15 protein-coding genes are annotated in these 16164 nt (G+C 70.6%); 4 read left to right on the top strand and 11 right to left on the bottom strand.

Going from position 1 to position 16164, the window contains the following annotated elements:
- Window positions 1-2: 2 nt before the first annotated feature.
- The 9 genes from xdhC to JWQ05_RS06295 all read right to left on the bottom strand — a co-directional run bounded on the left by xdhC (window position 3) and on the right by JWQ05_RS06295 (window position 11942).
- Entirely contained in the window at window positions 3-821 is an 819-nt protein-coding gene (gene xdhC / locus JWQ05_RS06335) for a xanthine dehydrogenase accessory protein XdhC (protein WP_299656249.1), read from the bottom strand.
- Entirely contained in the window at window positions 818-3187 is a 2370-nt protein-coding gene (gene xdhB / locus JWQ05_RS06330; RefSeq protein ID WP_299656246.1) for a xanthine dehydrogenase molybdopterin binding subunit, read from the bottom strand. The genes xdhC and xdhB overlap by 4 nt, the downstream gene beginning before the upstream one ends.
- Window positions 3180-4676, bottom strand: a complete 1497-nt coding sequence (xdhA, locus tag JWQ05_RS06325; protein ID WP_299656243.1) for a xanthine dehydrogenase small subunit — start codon at window positions 4674-4676, stop codon at window positions 3180-3182. The genes xdhB and xdhA overlap by 8 nt, the downstream gene beginning before the upstream one ends.
- 68 nt (window positions 4677-4744) lie before the next feature.
- Entirely contained in the window at window positions 4745-5821 is a 1077-nt protein-coding gene (locus JWQ05_RS06320; protein ID WP_299656240.1) for a BMP family ABC transporter substrate-binding protein, read from the bottom strand.
- A gap of 27 nt (window positions 5822-5848) precedes the next feature.
- Window positions 5849-6775, bottom strand: a complete 927-nt coding sequence (locus tag JWQ05_RS06315; protein ID WP_299656237.1) for an ABC transporter permease — start codon at window positions 6773-6775, stop codon at window positions 5849-5851.
- Entirely contained in the window at window positions 6772-7848 is a 1077-nt protein-coding gene (locus tag JWQ05_RS06310) for an ABC transporter permease (protein ID WP_299656234.1), read from the bottom strand. The genes JWQ05_RS06315 and JWQ05_RS06310 overlap by 4 nt, the downstream gene beginning before the upstream one ends.
- The gene (locus JWQ05_RS06305) at window positions 7838-9436 is read right to left on the bottom strand and encodes an ABC transporter ATP-binding protein (RefSeq protein WP_299656231.1); all 1599 of its coding nucleotides are present in this window, start codon (window positions 9434-9436) and stop codon (window positions 7838-7840) included. The genes JWQ05_RS06310 and JWQ05_RS06305 overlap by 11 nt, the downstream gene beginning before the upstream one ends.
- Window position 9437: 1 nt before the next feature.
- A complete protein-coding gene (locus JWQ05_RS06300; protein WP_299656228.1) occupies window positions 9438-10799 on the bottom strand; it encodes an 8-oxoguanine deaminase in 1362 nt (453 codons plus the stop codon).
- Between the two features lie 141 nt (window positions 10800-10940).
- On the bottom strand, window positions 10941-11942 hold the full coding sequence (locus JWQ05_RS06295) for a hypothetical protein (protein WP_299656224.1): 1002 nt from the start codon (window positions 11940-11942) through the stop codon (window positions 10941-10943).
- Between the two features lie 445 nt (window positions 11943-12387).
- Here JWQ05_RS06295 and JWQ05_RS06290 point away from each other — a divergent pair, with 445 nt between their 5' ends.
- From JWQ05_RS06290 to hpxZ, 4 genes are all read left to right on the top strand, one after another.
- The gene (locus JWQ05_RS06290) at window positions 12388-13065 is read left to right on the top strand and encodes a cysteine hydrolase (RefSeq protein WP_299656221.1); all 678 of its coding nucleotides are present in this window, start codon (window positions 12388-12390) and stop codon (window positions 13063-13065) included.
- A 178-nt stretch (window positions 13066-13243) separates the two neighbouring features.
- A complete protein-coding gene (locus JWQ05_RS06285) occupies window positions 13244-13447 on the top strand; it encodes a DUF4089 domain-containing protein (protein ID WP_299656218.1) in 204 nt (67 codons plus the stop codon).
- A 5-nt stretch (window positions 13448-13452) separates the two neighbouring features.
- Entirely contained in the window at window positions 13453-14856 is a 1404-nt protein-coding gene (locus JWQ05_RS06280) for an AtzE family amidohydrolase (RefSeq protein ID WP_299656215.1), read from the top strand.
- Between the two features lie 11 nt (window positions 14857-14867).
- The gene (gene hpxZ / locus JWQ05_RS06275) at window positions 14868-15248 is read left to right on the top strand and encodes an oxalurate catabolism protein HpxZ (RefSeq protein WP_299656212.1); all 381 of its coding nucleotides are present in this window, start codon (window positions 14868-14870) and stop codon (window positions 15246-15248) included.
- A 16-nt stretch (window positions 15249-15264) separates the two neighbouring features.
- On the opposite strand, the gene JWQ05_RS06270 is transcribed toward hpxZ, so the two are convergent.
- Window positions 15265-15735: a hypothetical protein gene (locus JWQ05_RS06270; RefSeq protein ID WP_299656209.1), complete on the bottom strand. Its 471-nt coding sequence runs from the start codon at window positions 15733-15735 to the stop codon at window positions 15265-15267.
- 175 nt (window positions 15736-15910) lie between these two features.
- Window positions 15911-16164, bottom strand: a 254-nt coding sequence (locus tag JWQ05_RS06265; RefSeq protein ID WP_299656206.1) for a hypothetical protein, incomplete at its 5' end; no start/stop codon positions are given.

Below are 16164 nucleotides of genomic sequence, written 5' to 3'. Positions count from 1 at the left end.
GCTCAGGCCGCGAAGACCCCGAGAAGTTCGGCCGCCACCAGGGCGGCGATCACGGCGGGGCGCTTGTCGCGCACCCGCGTGCCCCCGATCGGGCAGACGAGGCGGGCGAGCGCCGCCTCGTCGAGGCCCATCGCCCGGAAGGCCCCGAGGAAGGTCGCCCGCTTCGTGGCGGACCCGATCAGGCCGAGATACGCGAAGGTGTTCGCCTCCAGCAGGGTCGCGCAGATCAAGCTGTCGAGGGCGTGGCTGTGGGTGACGACCACGTGCGCCGCACCGGGCGGCGCGGCCTCCGCCAGCGCGCCCCCCGAGCCGACGCTGCGCTCGACGCGGCCTGCTTCGACCCGCGTGATCTCCTCCGGCCGGGCATCGACGATCCGGGTGCGGAAGGGCAGCGGGTCGAGGGCCAGCGCCAGGGCGCGCCCGACATGGCCGGCCCCGTAGATCAGCACCAGGGGCGCCTGCGCCGCGCGCCCCGCTTCCTGCGCCCGCAGGGCCGCGAGGGTGCCGGCATCGGCCCTGCGGATCGCCAGCGTGACGTGCCCGCCGCAGCACTGGCCGGTCTCCGGCCCCAGCGGCATGCGCAGACTGGCCTCGACCTCCCCCTCGGCCAGGAGCCGCCGGGCGCGGGCGATGCCCTCCCATTCGTAGGTGCCGCCCCCGATGGTCCCGACGACCCGCTCCGGCATCACCAGCATGGCGGTGCCGGCCTCGCGCGGGGTGGAGCCGCGCGCCTCCGACAGGGCGACCAGGGCCGCCGGCTCGCTCGAGGCGAGGGCGGCGGCAAGGGCCTCGGACAGCGCCTCGGACGGGTCCGCGCTCACGGCTGGTCGGGCGGCGCTTCGGCGAGGGCCCGCATCCGGTCGACGGCGTCGAGGACGCGCTCCGGTGTCGCCGGCGCGTCGAGGCGGGGGCAATACCGGTGGCCGGCGACACTCGCCACTGCGTCCGAGAGGGCGTGTAGGCCGGCGATCCCGAGCATCAGGGGCGGTTCGCCCACCGCCTTCGAGCGATAGATCGTCGCCTCGCGGTTCTCGTTTTCGTAGAGCGCCACGTTGAAGATGCGCGGGCGGTCGCCGCAGGCGGGGATCTTGTAGGTGGAGGGGGCGTGGGTGCGCAAAGCGCCCTTGCCGTCCCACCACAATTCCTCGGTGGTGAGCCAGCCGAGCCCCTGGATGAAGCCGCCCTCGATCTGGCCCCGATCCACCGCCGGGTTCAGGGAGCGGCCGCAATCGTGCAGGATGTCGGCGCGCTCGATGCGATATTCGCCGGTGAGCGTGTCCACCGCCGCCTGCACGCAGGCGGCGCCATAGGCGAAGTAGTAGAACGGGTGGCCCCGGCCGGCGTCCCGGTCCCAATGGATGGTGGGCGTCTTGTAGAACCCCGTGGCCGAGAGCTGGATACGGGCGAGATACGCCTTGTGGATGAGTTCGCCCCAAGCGATCTCCTGGTTTCCCACCCGGACCCGGTTGGGCAGGAACAGCACCGTCTCGGGGGCGACGCTCCAGGATTCCGCCGCGAAGGCGACGAGGCGGCCCTTCAGGGTCTGCGCGGCGGCCCGCGCCGCCATGCCGTTGAGGTCCGCCCCCGACGACGCGGCGGTGGCCGAGGTGTTGGGGACCTTGCCCGTCGTCGTCGCGGTGATGCGGACCCGGTCGGCGTCGATCTGGAATTCTTCGGCCACCACCTGCGCGACCTTGACATAGAGCCCCTGGCCCATCTCGGTGCCGCCGTGGTTCAGGCCGACCGAGCCGTCGTTGTAGATGTGCACCAGAGCGCCGGCCTGGTTGTAAGCGGTGGAAGTGAAGGAGATGCCGAATTTTACGGGGGTCAAAGCGATGCCGCGCTTGATCACCGGGCTGATCTCGTTCGCCGCATGCAGCGTCCTGCGGCGCGCGGCATAGTCGCAATCCGCCTCCAGCTTGGCCACCAGGTCCCGGATGCAATTGTCGGAAATGATCTGGTGGTAGGGCGTGACGTTGTCGGACTCGGTGCCGTAGAAATTTCGCTTGCGCACCTCCAGCGGGTCGAGGCCGCAGGCATAGGCGACCTCCTCGATCACCCGCTCGGCCGCGACCATTCCCTGCGGCCCGCCGAAACCCCGGAAGGCGGTGTTGGACTGGGTGTTGGTGCGGTAGGGCCGCGAGGTCAGGTGCACCGCCGGGTAGTGGTAGCAATTGTCGGCGTGGAACAGGGCCCGGTCGGTCACCGGCCCAGACAGGTCGGCGGCCCAGCCGCAGCGGGCGGCGAGCTGCATGTCCACCGCCAGGATCCTGCCGTCCGCATCGTGCCCCACGAGGTAATCCACCTCGAAATCGTGGCGCTTGCCGGTGATGAGCATGTCGTCGTCGCGGTCGGGCCGGATTTTGGCCGCGCGTCCGGTCTTCTTGGCCACCAGCGCCGCCACGCAGGCGAAGAGGTTCGACTGGCTCTCCTTGCCGCCGAAGCCCCCGCCCATGCGGCGGATCTCGGTCGTGACGGCGGAATTCACCGTGCCCAGCACCTTGGCCACCAGGGCCTGCGCCTCTGAGGGGTGCTGCGTCGAGGTGTAGACCGTGACCTCGTCGTCCTCGCCCGGGATGGCGAGCGCGATCTGACCCTCGAGGTAGAAATGCTCCTGGCCCCCGATGGCGAGGCGACCCCGGACGATGCCGGGGGCCTCCGCCAGCACCGCGTCGGAATCGCCGCGCTTCAGGGTCATCGGTGGCCAGACGAGGGTGCCGTCCGCGCGGGCCTCGCGGTAGGTCAGGACGGGATCGCGGTCCTCGTAGGCGATGACGGCCAGACGCGCGGCCCGGCGGGCGGCGTCGCGGGTGAGCGCCGCCACCGCGAAGATCGGCTGGCCGAGATACGAGACGGTGTCCTCGGCGAGCATCGGCTCGTCGTCGCGATGCGAGGACGAGATCTCGTTGACGCCCGGCACGTCGGCGGCGGTGAAGACCGCGACCACCCCTTCGGCCGCGCGCACGGGGCTCAGATCCACCGAAAGGAGGCGGGCATGGGCGCGCTCGCTGAGGCCCAGACAGACATGCACCAAGCCGGCCGGCTCAGGCATGTCGTCGATGTAGAGGGCCGAGCCACCGACGTGGCGGGCGGCGCTGTCATGGATGCGCGGGGTATGGGCGCCGCCCGCGATGCGGTCGTCCGCCTTCGCGGCGGGGGCGATGGGGTCGGGCGTGCGGTCAAGCATGGGCCGGTTCCCGAACCGCGGCGAGGCGGGTTTCCGGCGCCTGGGGCCCGGCTTCGTGGATCAGGCGCTCGATCAGGTTGCCGGCGACCTTGAGGCGGTAGGCGGCCGACGCCCGCATGTCCGAGAGCGGCGTGAAATCCTGGGCCAGGGCCGCCTTGAAGACGGGGATCGCGGAGGCGTCGAGGCGCAAGCCGATCAGGGCGGCCTCCGCGTGGGTCGCGCGCTTCGGGGTGCCGGCCATGCCCCCATAGGCGATCCGAGCCTGGCGGATCGTATTGCCCTCGAGGGTGAGCCGGAAGGCGCCGAGAACGGCGGAGATGTCCTCGTCGAAGCGCTTGGAGATCTTGTAGACCGCCAGACGCGCGCCCTCGGCCAGGACCGGCACGGTGACGCCCGTGACGATCTCGTCGGCGGCACGGTCCTGGCGGCCATAGGCGATGAAGTAATCCTCCAGGGGCAGGTCGCGGGTGCCGGCCCGGCTGGCGAGATGCAGCGTCGCCCCCAACGCGATCAGGGCGGGGGCCGCGTCGCCGATGGGCGAGCCGTTGGCGATGTTGCCGCCCAGCGTACCGGCATTGCGGGTCTGGGCCGCGCCGTGGCGGCGAAACAATTCACCGAGATCCGGGTGGAGACCGGCCAGCGTCGCGCCGGCCTCGGCCAGGGTCACGCCGGCGCCGATCCGCAGGCCCTGCGGCGTCGTCGTGATCACGGCCAGATCACGCACCCGGCCGAGCCAGATCACCGGATCGAGCACGCGCAGGCCCTTGGTGACCCAGAGGGCGACGTCGGTGGCCCCGGCAACGATCGTCGCCCCCGGATGCTCGGCGACGAGATCGGTCAGGGCGGGGAGGGTGGCGGGCGCGAAGAAGCGGCCCCTGGCGCCCGAGACCGCGATGGTCTCGTCGTCGCGCAGGGCCAGCAGACGGGCGAGGGTGGCGTCGTGGGCCGCGTCGAAGGCGTCCGGCGCGGGGGCGGACAACGCCCGCTCGGCGGCACGCACGATGGGGGCGTAGCCGGTGCAGCGGCAGAGATTGCCGGCGAGCGCATCGTCGATGGGGCTCGCCGAGGCCCAGGCTTCGCCGGTCGCGGCGGGCGAGTCCTTGGTGAGCGCGAACAGCGACATCACGAAGCCCGGCGTGCAGAAGCCGCATTGCGAGCCGTGCTCCTCCACCATCAGGCGCTGCACTGGATGGAGCGCGCCGTCGGCCCCGCGCAGGTGCTCCACGGTCAGCACTTGGCAGCCGTCGAGCTGCCCCACGAAGGTGATGCAGGCATCCACCGTGCGGTAGCGCAGGCGCTCGGCGCCGGGTTCGCCCTCGGGGCGCACGAGCACCACGGTGCAGGCCCCGCAATCGCCCTCGTTGCAGCCTTCCTTGGTGCCGATCAGCCGCTCGGGGCCGCGCAGCCAGTCGAGCACCGTCAGCGTCGGACCGCAGGCCTCGATCGTGCGCAGTTCGTGGCCGAGGAGAAAGCGGATGGCGTGTCTCATGCGAGCCTCGGTTGGTGTCCTGCGCGGATCAGCATCGCCCCGCGCAGGCGCGCCGTCGACGGCCGACCCTATTGCGGCAGCTTGTCCTCGATGCCCTTCACGTACCAGTTCATGCCCAGGATCATCGGGTCGGGGGCGGTCTCGCCGGCCTTCACCGCCTCGGTGCCGTCCTGCTTGATCACCGGGCCGTGGAACGGGTGGAGCGTACCGTCGGCGATCGCCTTCTTGCTGGCCTCGGCCTTGGCCTTCACGTCGTCGGGCATGTTGGCGAAGGGCGCCAGCACGACCATGCCGTCCTTGATGCCGCCCCAGGTGTCGTGGCTCTTCCAGGTGCCGTCCAGGACCGCCTTGGCCTCCGCGATGACGTAGCCGTCCCAATCGTCGACGATGGAGGTGAGCTGGGCCTTCGGCGCGAAGCGCATCTGGTCGGAGGATTGTCCGAAGGCGAGTTTTCCCTGTTTCTCGGCCTCCTGCAACGGCGCGGCCGAGTCGGTGTGCTGCGACAGGATGTCGGCGCCCTGCGCCAGGAGGGCTTTTGCGGCCTCCGCCTCCTTGCCGGGATCGAACCAGGTGTTCACCCAGACGATCTTGAGCTTGATGTTGGGGTTCACCGACTGCGCGCCGAGCATGAAGGCGTTGATGCCGCTCACCACCTCGGGGATCGGGAACGAGGCGATGTAGCCGAGCGTGCCGGTCTTCGAGAGGCGACCCGCGATCTCGCCGCAGATGTAGCGGCCCTCGTAGAAACGGGCCGAGTAGGTCGAGACGTTGGGCGAACGCTTGTAGCCCGTGGCGTGCTCGAACTTCAGCTTGGGGAATTTCTTGGCGACCTTCAGGGTCGGCTCCATGAAGCCGAACGAGGTGGTGAAGATCAGGCCGTGGCCGGAGCGGGCGAGACTCTCGATGGAGCGCTCGCTGTCGGCCTCCGGCACATTCTCGAGGAAGCTCGTCTCGACCTTGTCGCCGAGCGCGGCGGCCAGGGCCTTGCGGCTCTGGTCGTGCTGGAACGAGTAGCCGTAATCGGCCACCGGGCCGACATAGACGAAGCCGACCTTCAGCTTTTCGCCGGGTTTCTTCTCCTGAGCCTGCGCCGCGCCGATCCCGAGCGCGAGGACGGCCGACAGGGCACCGCGTAGAATCCGCATCGTTTCGATGTCTCCGGTGAAGCGCGCCTAGCGGTGCGGGGTGAAGACCCGGCCGAGGGCCGCCGGGGCGAGGGAGCCGCCCTGTCGCTTGCCCAGTGAGAGCAAGACCAGGGCCAGGATGGTGGCGAGGTAGGGCAGGGCGGAGAGCGCCTGCCCCGGCAGGCCGAGCCCGGCGGCCTGGGCGTGGAGCTGGAGCACGGTGGCGCCGCCGAACAGCATCGCGCCGGCGAGCACCCGGAGCGGGCGCCACGAGGCGAAGACGACGAGGGCGAGGGCGATCCAGCCGCGCCCGGCGGTCATCGCGGGCGCCCAGAAGGGCGTGTAGGCGAGCGACAGGTAGGCGCCCGCCAGGCCCGCGCAGGCGCCGCCGAAGAGCACGGCGCGGAAGCGCACCCGGCGCACCTTCAGGCCGAGCGCGTGGGTGGCGGTGTGGTCGTCGCCGATGGCCCGCAGGATCAGGCCGGCGCGGGTGCGCCAGAGGAACCACCACACCCCCGCCACCAGCGCGAAGGCGAGGTAGACGAAGCCGTCCTGCCCGAAGACGAGGCGGCCGATGCCGGGCAGGTCGGTGAGCCCCGCCAGGTTCAGGTGCGGCGCCGGCTCGCGCTTCAAGCCCACATAGGAGGCACCGACGAGGCCCGAGAGCCCGAGGCCGAGGATGGTCATGGCGAGTCCGGAGGCGACCTGATTGGCGCTCAGGACCACGGTGAGGATGCCGAACAGGGCCGCGAGGGCGAGGCCCGCCCCGGCCCCCGCCGCCGCGCCGAGAAGCGTCGAGCCGGTCTCCACCGCCACCGCGAAGCCGGTGGCGGCGCCCAGCACCATCATGCCCTCGACGCCGAGATTGAGCACGCCGGCGCGCTCGGCCACGAGTTCGCCGAGCGCGGCGATCATCAGCGGGGTGGCGGCCGCCACGATGGTGACGAGCACCATCTGGATCATGTCCGGGCTCATGCCGCCACGCCCGGCACGAGGCGGACGCGGTAGCGCGACAGGGCATCGGCCCCGAGCACCAGGGCGAGCAGCAGGCCCTGGAAGGCCCGCGTCAGGTCGAGGGGGAGCTTCAGGTCGATCTGCGCGCCCTCGCCCCCGATGGTGGTGAGCGCGATCACGAGGGCGGCCACCAGGATCCCCACGGGCGAGAGCCGCCCGAGGAACGCCACGATGATGGCGGTGAAGCCGTAACCCGGCGAGATCGAGGGCTGAAGCTGGCCGATCTTGCCCGCCACCTCGGCGATCCCGGCGAGGCCCGCCGCACCGCCCGAGATCGCGAAGACCGCCAGCGTCAGGCGCGCGTCGCTGAAGCCCGCGAAGCGCGCCGCGCGCGGGCTCGCGCCCACCACCCGCACGGTGAAGCCGAACAGGGTGCGCGACAGCACCAGAGTGGCGACGACGATCGCCGCCAGCGCGATGGCGACGCCGGCATGCAGGGTGTCGCCCTCCATCAGGTAGGGCAGGCGGGCGGCGTCATCGAAGGTGACGCTCTGGGGGAAGTTGAAGCCCGCCGGATCGCGCAACGGCCCCCGCGCCATGTAGTCGAGGAGCAATTCGGCGACGTAGACCAGCATCAGGCTGGTGAGGATCTCCGAGACCCCGAGTCGGACCTTCAGCAGGGCCGGGATCAGCCCATAGACCATGCCGGCCAGCGTGCCGACGACGAGCATCAGGGGCAGCACCCAGAGCGTATTGCCGGTGGCCCCGTGAGTGGCGACGCCGATCCAGCCGCCGAACAGGCCGCCGACCACGAACTGCCCCTCCGCGCCGATATTCCAGATGTTGGCGCGAAAGCAGAAGGCGAGGCCGGTGGCGACGAGGGCGAGCGGCGCGGCCTTGAGCGCCACCTCCTGCAGCGACCAGACTTCGCTCAACGGCGCCACGAAGTAGGTGACGAAGGCCTGCGCCGGCGAGCGGCCCATGGCCGCCACCGCGATGCCGCCGACGACCAGCGCGGCCAGGAAGGCGAGGACGGGCGAGAGCGCGTCCATCCCGGCCGAGCGGTTGGTGCGTGGGGTGAGGTCAATGCGCATGAGCGGGCTCCCGGGCGGGCTCCGGCGTACCGGCGACCGTCGCGCTCTGCGCGGGCGCCGCCCCGCCCATGAGCAGCCCGAGGGTCTCGCGGCTGGTCTCGGCAGCGGGCACCGCCGGGGACAGGTGGCCGGCGTGCAGCACGGCGATGCGCCCGGCGATCTCGAACAATTCGTCGAGGTCCTGGCTGATCACCAGCACGGCGGCGCCGCGGCCCGCGAGATCGAGGAGTGCCTGCCGGATGTGGGCGGCGGCCAGCGCATCGACGCCCCAGGTCGGCTGGTTGACCACGAGGATGCCGGGCTCGGCCAGGATCTCGCGCCCCATCAGGTACTTCTGGAGGTTCCCGCCGGACAGCGTGCCGGCGGCCGGGTCGGGCCCGGCCTTGCGCACGTCGAAGGCGCTGGTCACGGCCTCGGCGAGGGATTTCGCGGCGGCCCGCCTCAGGACTCCGAAACGGCTCAAAGCCGCCGTGGCGTGGCGCGAGAGGATCGCGTTGTCCGACAGGCTGAGCGTCGGGGCGGCGGCGTGGCCGTTGCGCTCCTCGGGCACGAAGCCGGCGCCGTTGCGCCGCCGCGCGGTGATGCCGAGGCGGCCGGATTCGACGCGGTCGAGCCGCACCATGCCGGGCTCCGGCGCCAGCGCCTCGCCGGAGAGGGCGTCGAACAGCTCCGCCTGCCCGTTGCCGGCGATGCCAGCGATGCCCACGATCTCGCCGCCCCGGACGCTCAAGGAGACGTCCCGCAGGGCCGTCCCGTGCAATCCGGGGGCGGGGAGGGCGAGGTCCCGGAGCACGAGGCGCTCGGGCCCCGCCGGCACCTCGGCGGGCGGCTTCACCTCGCCCACCTGCACGCCCACCATCATGGCGGCGAGCGACCGGGCGGTCTCTTCGCGCGGGTCGCAGGCGCCCACCACCCGGCCGCCGCGCAGGATGGTGGCGCGCGAACAGAGCCGGCGCACCTCGTCGAGGCGGTGCGAGATGTAGAGCAGCGCCCGTCCCTCGTCGCGCAGGCGCTCCAGCACGGTGAACAGCCCCTCCGCCTCGCCCGGGGTCAGCACCGAGGTCGGCTCGTCGAGGATCACGAGCCTGGGGTCCTGCAGGAGGCAGCGGATGATCTCGATGCGCTGGCGCTCGCCCGCCGAGAGCGACCAGACCGGACGGCCGGGGTCGAGATGCAGGCCGTAGGTGGCCCCGACCTCCGCGATGCGCGCGCTCAAGGTCCGACGGTTCAGGCCGCGCGGCATCACCAGGGCGATGTTCTCGGCCACCGTGAGGTTCTCGCACAGGGAAAAGTGCTGAAACACCATGCCGATGCCGAGCGCCCGGGCGGCCTCCGGATTGGAGAGGCGCACGATGTCGCCCCGATGGGTGACGACGCCCTCGGTCGGCTCCAGGAGCCCGTAGAGGATCTTCATCAGGGTCGACTTGCCGGCCCCGTTCTCGCCGAGCAGGGCGTGGATCTCGCCGGCCCGGATCTCCAGGTCGATCCCGTCATTGGCGCGAAAGTCGCCGAAGCGCTTGACGATGCCGTAGGCGCCGAACAGGGGCGTCGGCCCCTCGGCCGGCGGGCGCGGCGCGAGGGGCGGCATCCTAGAGCGTCCCGAACAGCGTGTGGGCGAGGCGGGTATGGGCCTCGCGCAACTGCCCGGTCTCGATGCCGAGGGGCTGGCCGTCGACGACGCGCCAGGCGCCCGCCACCATCACCCGATCGGCCCGGTGGGCGCCGCAGAGCACCAGGGCGGCGAGCGGATCGTGCGCCCCGGAAAAGCGCAGTTCGTCGAGGGTGAACAGCGCCAGATCCGCCTCGCACCCTTCCGCGATCCGGCCGATGTCGCCGCGCCCGAGGCAGGCGGCCGAGCCCTCCGTCGCCCAGCGCAGGGCGTCGAGATGGGTCACGGCTTCCGCGCCGTAGGTCAGGCGGTTGAGCATCAGGGCGTGGCGCACGCCCTCCATCAGGTTCGAGCTGTCGTTGGAGGCTGAGCCGTCGACGCCCAGACCCACGGGGCTGCCGGCCGCTTCCAGTTCGCAGGTGCGGCACTGCCCGGAGGCCAGGGTCATGTTCGAGGTCGGGCAATGGCAGACGCCGACCCCGGCGGCGCCCAGGCGCTTCACCTCGTCGTCGTTGAAGTGGATGCCGTGGGCGAGCCAGGTGCGCGGGCCCATCCAGCCCACCTCCTCGAGGTAGTCCACCGGGCGCTGGCCGAACATCTCGACGCAGTAGCGGTCCTCGTCCAGCGTCTCGCCGAGATGGGTGTGCAGGCGGCAATCGTGGGCCTCGGCCAGGGCCGCGCTCTCGCGCATCAGCCGCTTCGTCACGTTGAAGGGTGAGCAGGGGGCGAGCCCGATCTGCACCATCGCGCCGGGTCTGGGATCGTGGAACAGGCGCAGGACCCGCTCGCTGTCGGAAAGAATCGTGTCGTCGTCCTGCGTCAGGCATTCGGGCGGCAGCCCGCCGTCGCGCTCGGACAGGCTCATCGAACCACGGGTGACGAAGGCGCGGATACCGAGCGGCCCGGCCTCCTCGACCTGAATGTCGACGGAGGATTCGAGGCCCTTGGGAAACAGGTAATGATGGTCGCCGGCCGTGGTGCAGCCGGAGAGCAGGAGTTCCGTGTAGGCGAGGCGCGTCGCCAGCCGGAACGCCTCGGGGGTGATCTTGTCCCAGACCGTGTAGAGCGACTTCAGCCACGGGAAGAGGGGCTTGTTGATCGCCACCGGATGGGCGCGGGTGAGCGTCTGGAAGAAGTGGTGGTGGGTGTTGACGAGGCCGGGGATGATTACGTGGCGACCGGCCTCGAAGGTCTCGTCCACCGGCATCGCCGGCACGGCGCCCGAGGCCACGCGCTCGACGATGCGGGTGCCCTCGACGACGACGCCGCCGCCGGAATCTTGCGCCAGGATTGCCAGCGGGTTGCGGATCCAGAGGCGTTTCGCCGGGCGGGTCTCGACCATGCTGCCTGTCATTCCTTCCAAATCTCCCGCCCTTTAAATCGCTTGCCCTCGAAAGCTCTTGCCGTTGCGATCCTCTAGCCTTGCTGGACGCTCGGCCCGAGCAGAAATGGCGCAATCGTCTCTGCGGAGCGGGAGCTGATCTCAGAAGACGTGGAAGGCGACACCGGCCAGGAAGCTCTTCTCTTCCGTTCCCTTGAAATCGACGCGCTCGATGTTGCCGAACTTGTTGTGCCAGTACTGGAAGCCGATGAACACATCGACCCGGTTCGGCTGGTTGTAGATCAGCTTTCCGACATCGAGAACGAGGTTGGTTCGCGACAGGAATTCGAGGCCGGTCTTCGGATTGAATGCGAAGGCGGCCGGATTGTCGACGCCGCGCCCCTTGGGCAACACGATGTTGTTGAAGCCCGCGATGCTGAGCGGCAGGCCCGTGAAGGCGAGGGGGAAGTTATAGACGATCTCGAATTCCGGCACGGTGTCGAAGCTGGTCGACCGGTCCGGTCCGGTGTTGAAGCCGTTGCGGTTCCACTCCTTGTAGGCGTGGACGGATGCGTTGAGGAAGCCCGCCGGCACATCGAAGGCGAAGTTCAGGCCGCCGACCACGTCGCGCTTCTTCGAACCGAAGGCGTCGTTCTGGGCGTTGGCGTCGAACCCATAGGAGAGCGACACGTCCTTGATGATGCCGGGGACGACGAAGGCCTTCGTGCCGGTCAGCGCGTTCAGGCTGAGGGTGCCGCGGTAGAGGCCGTAGGCTTCGGTGTTCCCGAAATCGTAGAAAGTGGGCACGCCCTGAGCGTTGGTGATGCCCGCCGGGAATTGCGCGCCGGACTTCAGGATGTCGAGGGAGAAGAAGTTCGTGCCGTAGGCCCAGGCATCGGCATGCGAGATGTTGAGGATGTGCTTGGGCGCATCCTGATTCCGGAAGCTGCCATCGGCCCGCTGGACCTGGCTGCCCGGGTTCGCGGCCGGGAACTGGTAGCGATAGCTGACCTGCGTGTCGGTGAAGAGGAAGAAGGAGGACGGGATCTCGACCGGCGCGACAGGCGCCTTCGCTTTGTCGAGGTCGGCGGACTGGGCCGGCACCAGGGCGGTGAGGCCGAGGGCCACCGCCGCCAGCGGCGTCGCGAATGTCGTGATCGTCATACCGTCCCCCAAGGGGCTCGAACGCCCATGGGGAGGAAGCATCAGCAACCGATATGCCATCGCGACGCTGCACGATCAGCCCGTGCCCGACAGACGCAAATTTGCAACAACTTAGCCGCGCGACCTTCGCACCGGCGGGCGCCGGAGGCGCGTCGGCACCGGCACATTCGGCGACGCGCGGGCCTCGGCCCGCCGCATCTGCGCGCCGAGGCCATTTTCCGATCACGGATGCGTCGGATCTGTGCACGGCTCCGGTCCGGCGTCTTCGCTTCGTCGGTCGTGAAGGGCGCGCAGGTGCGCCGCGGCCCGAGCCGGATCGATGCGGCTGCGCGCATCATTCGGGCGTGCCTCCGCACGCCCGTGCGGGCATCATCGGAGACGAATCGTGTGGCGGGCTCGCGTCACTCACCGCACGGAGCGGAACCTCCGAAAAAGGGGCCCCGACATGATCCGATCCCTCGCGGCCGAGCCCGCCGACCTGCACTTCGATCCGGCGACCACCGCGCTGGTGATCATCGACATGCAGCGCGACTTCCTGGAGCCAGGCGGCTTCGGCGAGAGCCTCGGCAACGACGTCTCTCTGCTCCAGGCCGCGGTTGCGCCGATCCAGGCGGTCCTGGCGGCGGCCCGCGCCGCCGGCCTTTTGGTGGTGCACACGCGGGAGGGCCACAAGCCCGATCTCTCCGACGCGCCGCCGGCCAAGCTCGAACGGGGCGCGCCGACGGCACGGATCGGCGCGGCCGGGCCGATGGGCCGCATCCTGATCCGGGGCGAACCCGGCCACGGCATCTTGCCCGCCCTGGCGCCGGTGCGGGGCGAGGTGGTGATCGACAAGCCGGGGAAGGGCGCCTTCCACGCCACCGATTTGGGCGCCATCCTGGGCGCGCGCGGCATCGCCACGCTGCTGGTCTGCGGCGTGACGACGGAGGTCTGCGTGCACACGACCATCCGGGAGGGCAACGACCGGGGCTATCGCTGCGTCGCGATCGGCGATGGCTGCGCCTCGTACTTTCCCGAGTTCCACCGGGTCGGCCTCGCGATGATCGTGGCCCAGGGCGGCATCTTCGGCTGGGTCTCATCCTCCGGCGCGGTGGTCGCGGCCCTCGGCGGCGCCGCGCGCTAGCGCCTTTTCAAGGGAGATGGATGCCGGCTCGCGTGGAGAAAATGCGACCGCGAAAGCAGCTTTGGGCCCAGCTTGGATACGTGGTCGGCCTGGCGCTTGCTTGCACGGTGACGGCGGCTTTAGCGTCCGGTCCGGCGAAATCCGGCGCCGTGCCGCGCGGCCTTTCGGGAGACGGCTCATGTCAGAGCAGAACGACACGCCGCCGGCGGGCGACCTCGACACCTACATCGCGGCGGCCGCCGGATTGCTGTCCATTCCCCTCGATCCGGCCTGGATGGGCGCCGTCGGCAGCAATCTCGCCGTCCTGCGCGCCGCAGCAGACCAGGTCGGTGCGTTTCCCTTACCCGACGAGGCGGAGCCCGCCCCGGTCTACGAGGCGTGAGCCGGATGGAGACGAGGCCCGATCCCGGCACGCTGACGGCCGAGGCGCTGGCCGGCGCGTTTCGTGACGGGACCACCAGCGCGGCCGACACCGTCGCGGCTGTCCTGGCGCGGATCGCGCGGGTGGATGGCGCGGTCAACGCCTTCACCGACGTGCTCTGCGAGCGCGCCACGGCACGCGCCGCGGCGCTGGACGTGGCCCGGGCGCGGGGCGAGCCCCTGGGTCCGCTCGCCGGCGTGCCCTTCGCGGTCAAGAACCTCTTCGACATCGCGGGCCTGCCGACACGGGCCGGATCGCGGATCAACCGGACCCGCGCTCCGGCGGACCGCGACGGCGCCCTGGTGCGCCGGATGGAGGCGGCGGGGGCGATCCTGGTCGGCGCCCTCAACATGGGCGAATACGCCTACGACTTCACCGGGGAGAACGTGCATGACGGCCCGACCCGCAACCCGCACGATCTCGGCCACATGTCCGGAGGTTCATCCGGCGGATCCGGTGGCGCCGTCGGCGCGGGGCTGGTGCCGATCGCGCTCGGCTCCGACACCAACGGCTCGATCCGGGTGCCCTCGGCCTTCTGCGGCTGCTTCGGCCTCAAGCCGACCTATGGCCGGCTGACGCGGGCGGGCAGCTTCCCGTTCGTCGGCAGCCTCGACCATCTCGGGCCGATGGCGCGCAGCGTCACGGACCTCGCGCTCAGCTACGACGCGATGCAGGGGCCCGACCCCGACGACCCGGTGGCGACCGAACGCCCGCCCGAGCCGACCCTCCCGGGCCTCGCCGAGGGCGTCGACGGCCTGCGCGTCGCGGTGGCGGGCGGCTACTTTTCACGCGGCGGGGATCCGGAGGCATTCGAGGCGGTGGCGCAGGTGGCCCGGGCCCTCGATTGCACGCGCCGCGTCGAGATTCCTGAGGCGGCCCGGGCCCGGGCGGCGGCCTACCTCATCACCGCCGCCGAGGGCGCGGCTCTCCATCTCGACCGGCTGCGCCACCAGGGCCACGCCTTCGACCCCGCCGTCCGAGACCGGCTGATCGCCGGGGCGATGATCCCCGCGCCCCTGGTGGAGCGGGCGCAGCGCTTCCGCCGCTGGTACCGGGCCGCCGTGCTCGACCTCTTCCGCGATGTCGACGTGATCCTGGCGCCCGCCACCCCGTGCCGCGCCCCGCGCTCCGGCCAGACCACCTTCGTGCTCGACGGCGTGACCCTGCCGGTGCGGGCCAATATCGGCGTGTTCACGCAGCCGATCTCGTTCATCGGCCTGCCGGTGGTCGCGGTGCCGGTGCGCCTCGACGAGGGCCTGCCGCTCGGGGTCCAGGTCATCGCCGCGCCGTGGCGCGAGGACCTGGCCCTGCGCGTCGCGCATCGCCTCGAACGGGACGGCATCGTCCGCGCGCCCGTCGCGAACCTGTGAGCGAGACCGTGATGATCATCGACGATCCGGCCGTGATGGCCGAGGTGGAGGCCGCCTTCGCCGCCTACGAGGCGGCCCTGGTCGGCAACGACATGCCGACGCTGGAGGCCCTCTTCCACGACGATCCCCGCACCATCCGCTATGGGGGAGCCGAGAACCTCTACGGCATGGCGGCGATCCGTGCCTTCCGCCGGGGGCGCTCCCCCGAGGGACTCGCCCGCGACCTGAAGGACACGGTCGTCACCACCTACGGCGCCGGCACGGGCATCGCCATGACGCTGTTCACACGGTCGAGCGCCCCGGGTCGGATCGGGCGCCAGAGCCAGACCTGGATCCGGTTTCCCGAGGGCTGGAAGGTCGTCGCCGCCCATGTGAGCGTCATCAATGCCTGATCGCCGCGCGCGGGAATCAGGCCTCGTCCGGCGCCTTGGCGGAGAGGCGGCGCAGGCGGCCCCCGCGCTTCTCGTAGGCGAAGATCGACGCCAGGGCGCGCGCGTCCGGCCCCTCCGAGTGATATTCCTCGGTCGGCCGTCTATCGGTGCGCGACTCGGCCGGAAGGCGCGGTGGGGCCGACCGCGCCTGGCGCAGGGCGGCCATGCGGACCACCTCACGATCCCGACCGATCTGCGCGGCGCACTGGGCATCCACCCGGATCGTTGCCGTCGTGCCATCCGCGAAGCGGAGTTCGACGGACGACAGGGCGGCTCGGCCATCCGCCCCCAGGACGTCGAGGCCGAAGCCCATGACGGAGGCCGCGAGGCCGAGGGGCCGGGGCAGGGGTCCGGAAGCCGCCAGGGCATCCCGCAGGCCGCGGGCGATCCCACCCCGACGCGCAACCGGCACAGCACCCGAAGCGTCCGGCAGAATCAGGTCCGCCACGTCCTCGATGCCTATCACCTGACCATTCGGCAAGTGAAAGACGCCCATGTCATAAGATCCCGGACCGTCTCCGAAATCTCCGGAACTAAATGAAATCTCGGTCATCGCAACTTTCCACTTGCACCCTGCCCGATGCGCAAGATCAAAGATAGAACTTGAAAAGCGTCCTTTGAATTCAAAACTTCAAAAGCGCGTCGCAAAGTCCTAAGTCAAAAACACGGCCAAGATCTCGATGCACTCGGCGGCTGACGCGACTTCGGCTCGCGTGAAGCACTAGAAAAACAGACTGCCCCTTGACAGATCGCGTCCAAAAACCGCCTAGAACGGTCGAATTTTGAAAATCGAAGGCCTTTTCGATGCAGGTGTTTCCATGCAGGTGATCGAGACGAACATTCCGCTCGTCAAACGCGTCGTTCCCAAGCGATTCGG

This window comes from Methylobacterium sp. (assembly GCF_028290105.1).
Classification (GTDB): domain Bacteria; phylum Pseudomonadota; class Alphaproteobacteria; order Rhizobiales; family Beijerinckiaceae; genus Methylobacterium.
This window is presented reverse-complemented; position numbering and strand designations above follow the sequence as displayed.

Excerpts from the sequence above, each read along its gene's own strand:
- xdhB (WP_299656246.1), bottom strand. The coding sequence starts at position 3,187 with ATGCTTGACCGCACGCCCGACCCCATCGCCCCCGCCGCGAAGGCGGAC.
- xdhA (WP_299656243.1), bottom strand. The coding sequence starts at position 4,676 with ATGAGACACGCCATCCGCTTTCTCCTCGGCCACGAACTGCGCACGATC.
- JWQ05_RS06320 (WP_299656240.1), bottom strand. The coding sequence starts at position 5,821 with ATGCGGATTCTACGCGGTGCCCTGTCGGCCGTCCTCGCGCTCGGGATC.
- JWQ05_RS06315 (WP_299656237.1), bottom strand. The coding sequence starts at position 6,775 with ATGAGCCCGGACATGATCCAGATGGTGCTCGTCACCATCGTGGCGGCC.
- JWQ05_RS06310 (WP_299656234.1), bottom strand. The coding sequence starts at position 7,848 with ATGCGCATTGACCTCACCCCACGCACCAACCGCTCGGCCGGGATGGAC.
- JWQ05_RS06305 (WP_299656231.1), bottom strand. The coding sequence starts at position 9,436 with ATGCCGCCCCTCGCGCCGCGCCCGCCGGCCGAGGGGCCGACGCCCCTG.
- JWQ05_RS06300 (WP_299656228.1), bottom strand. The coding sequence starts at position 10,799 with ATGGTCGAGACCCGCCCGGCGAAACGCCTCTGGATCCGCAACCCGCTG.
- JWQ05_RS06295 (WP_299656224.1), bottom strand. The coding sequence starts at position 11,942 with ATGACGATCACGACATTCGCGACGCCGCTGGCGGCGGTGGCCCTCGGC.
- JWQ05_RS06290 (WP_299656221.1), top strand. The coding sequence starts at position 12,388 with ATGATCCGATCCCTCGCGGCCGAGCCCGCCGACCTGCACTTCGATCCG.
- JWQ05_RS06285 (WP_299656218.1), top strand. The coding sequence starts at position 13,244 with ATGTCAGAGCAGAACGACACGCCGCCGGCGGGCGACCTCGACACCTAC.
- JWQ05_RS06280 (WP_299656215.1), top strand. The coding sequence starts at position 13,453 with ATGGAGACGAGGCCCGATCCCGGCACGCTGACGGCCGAGGCGCTGGCC.
- hpxZ (WP_299656212.1), top strand. The coding sequence starts at position 14,868 with ATGATCATCGACGATCCGGCCGTGATGGCCGAGGTGGAGGCCGCCTTC.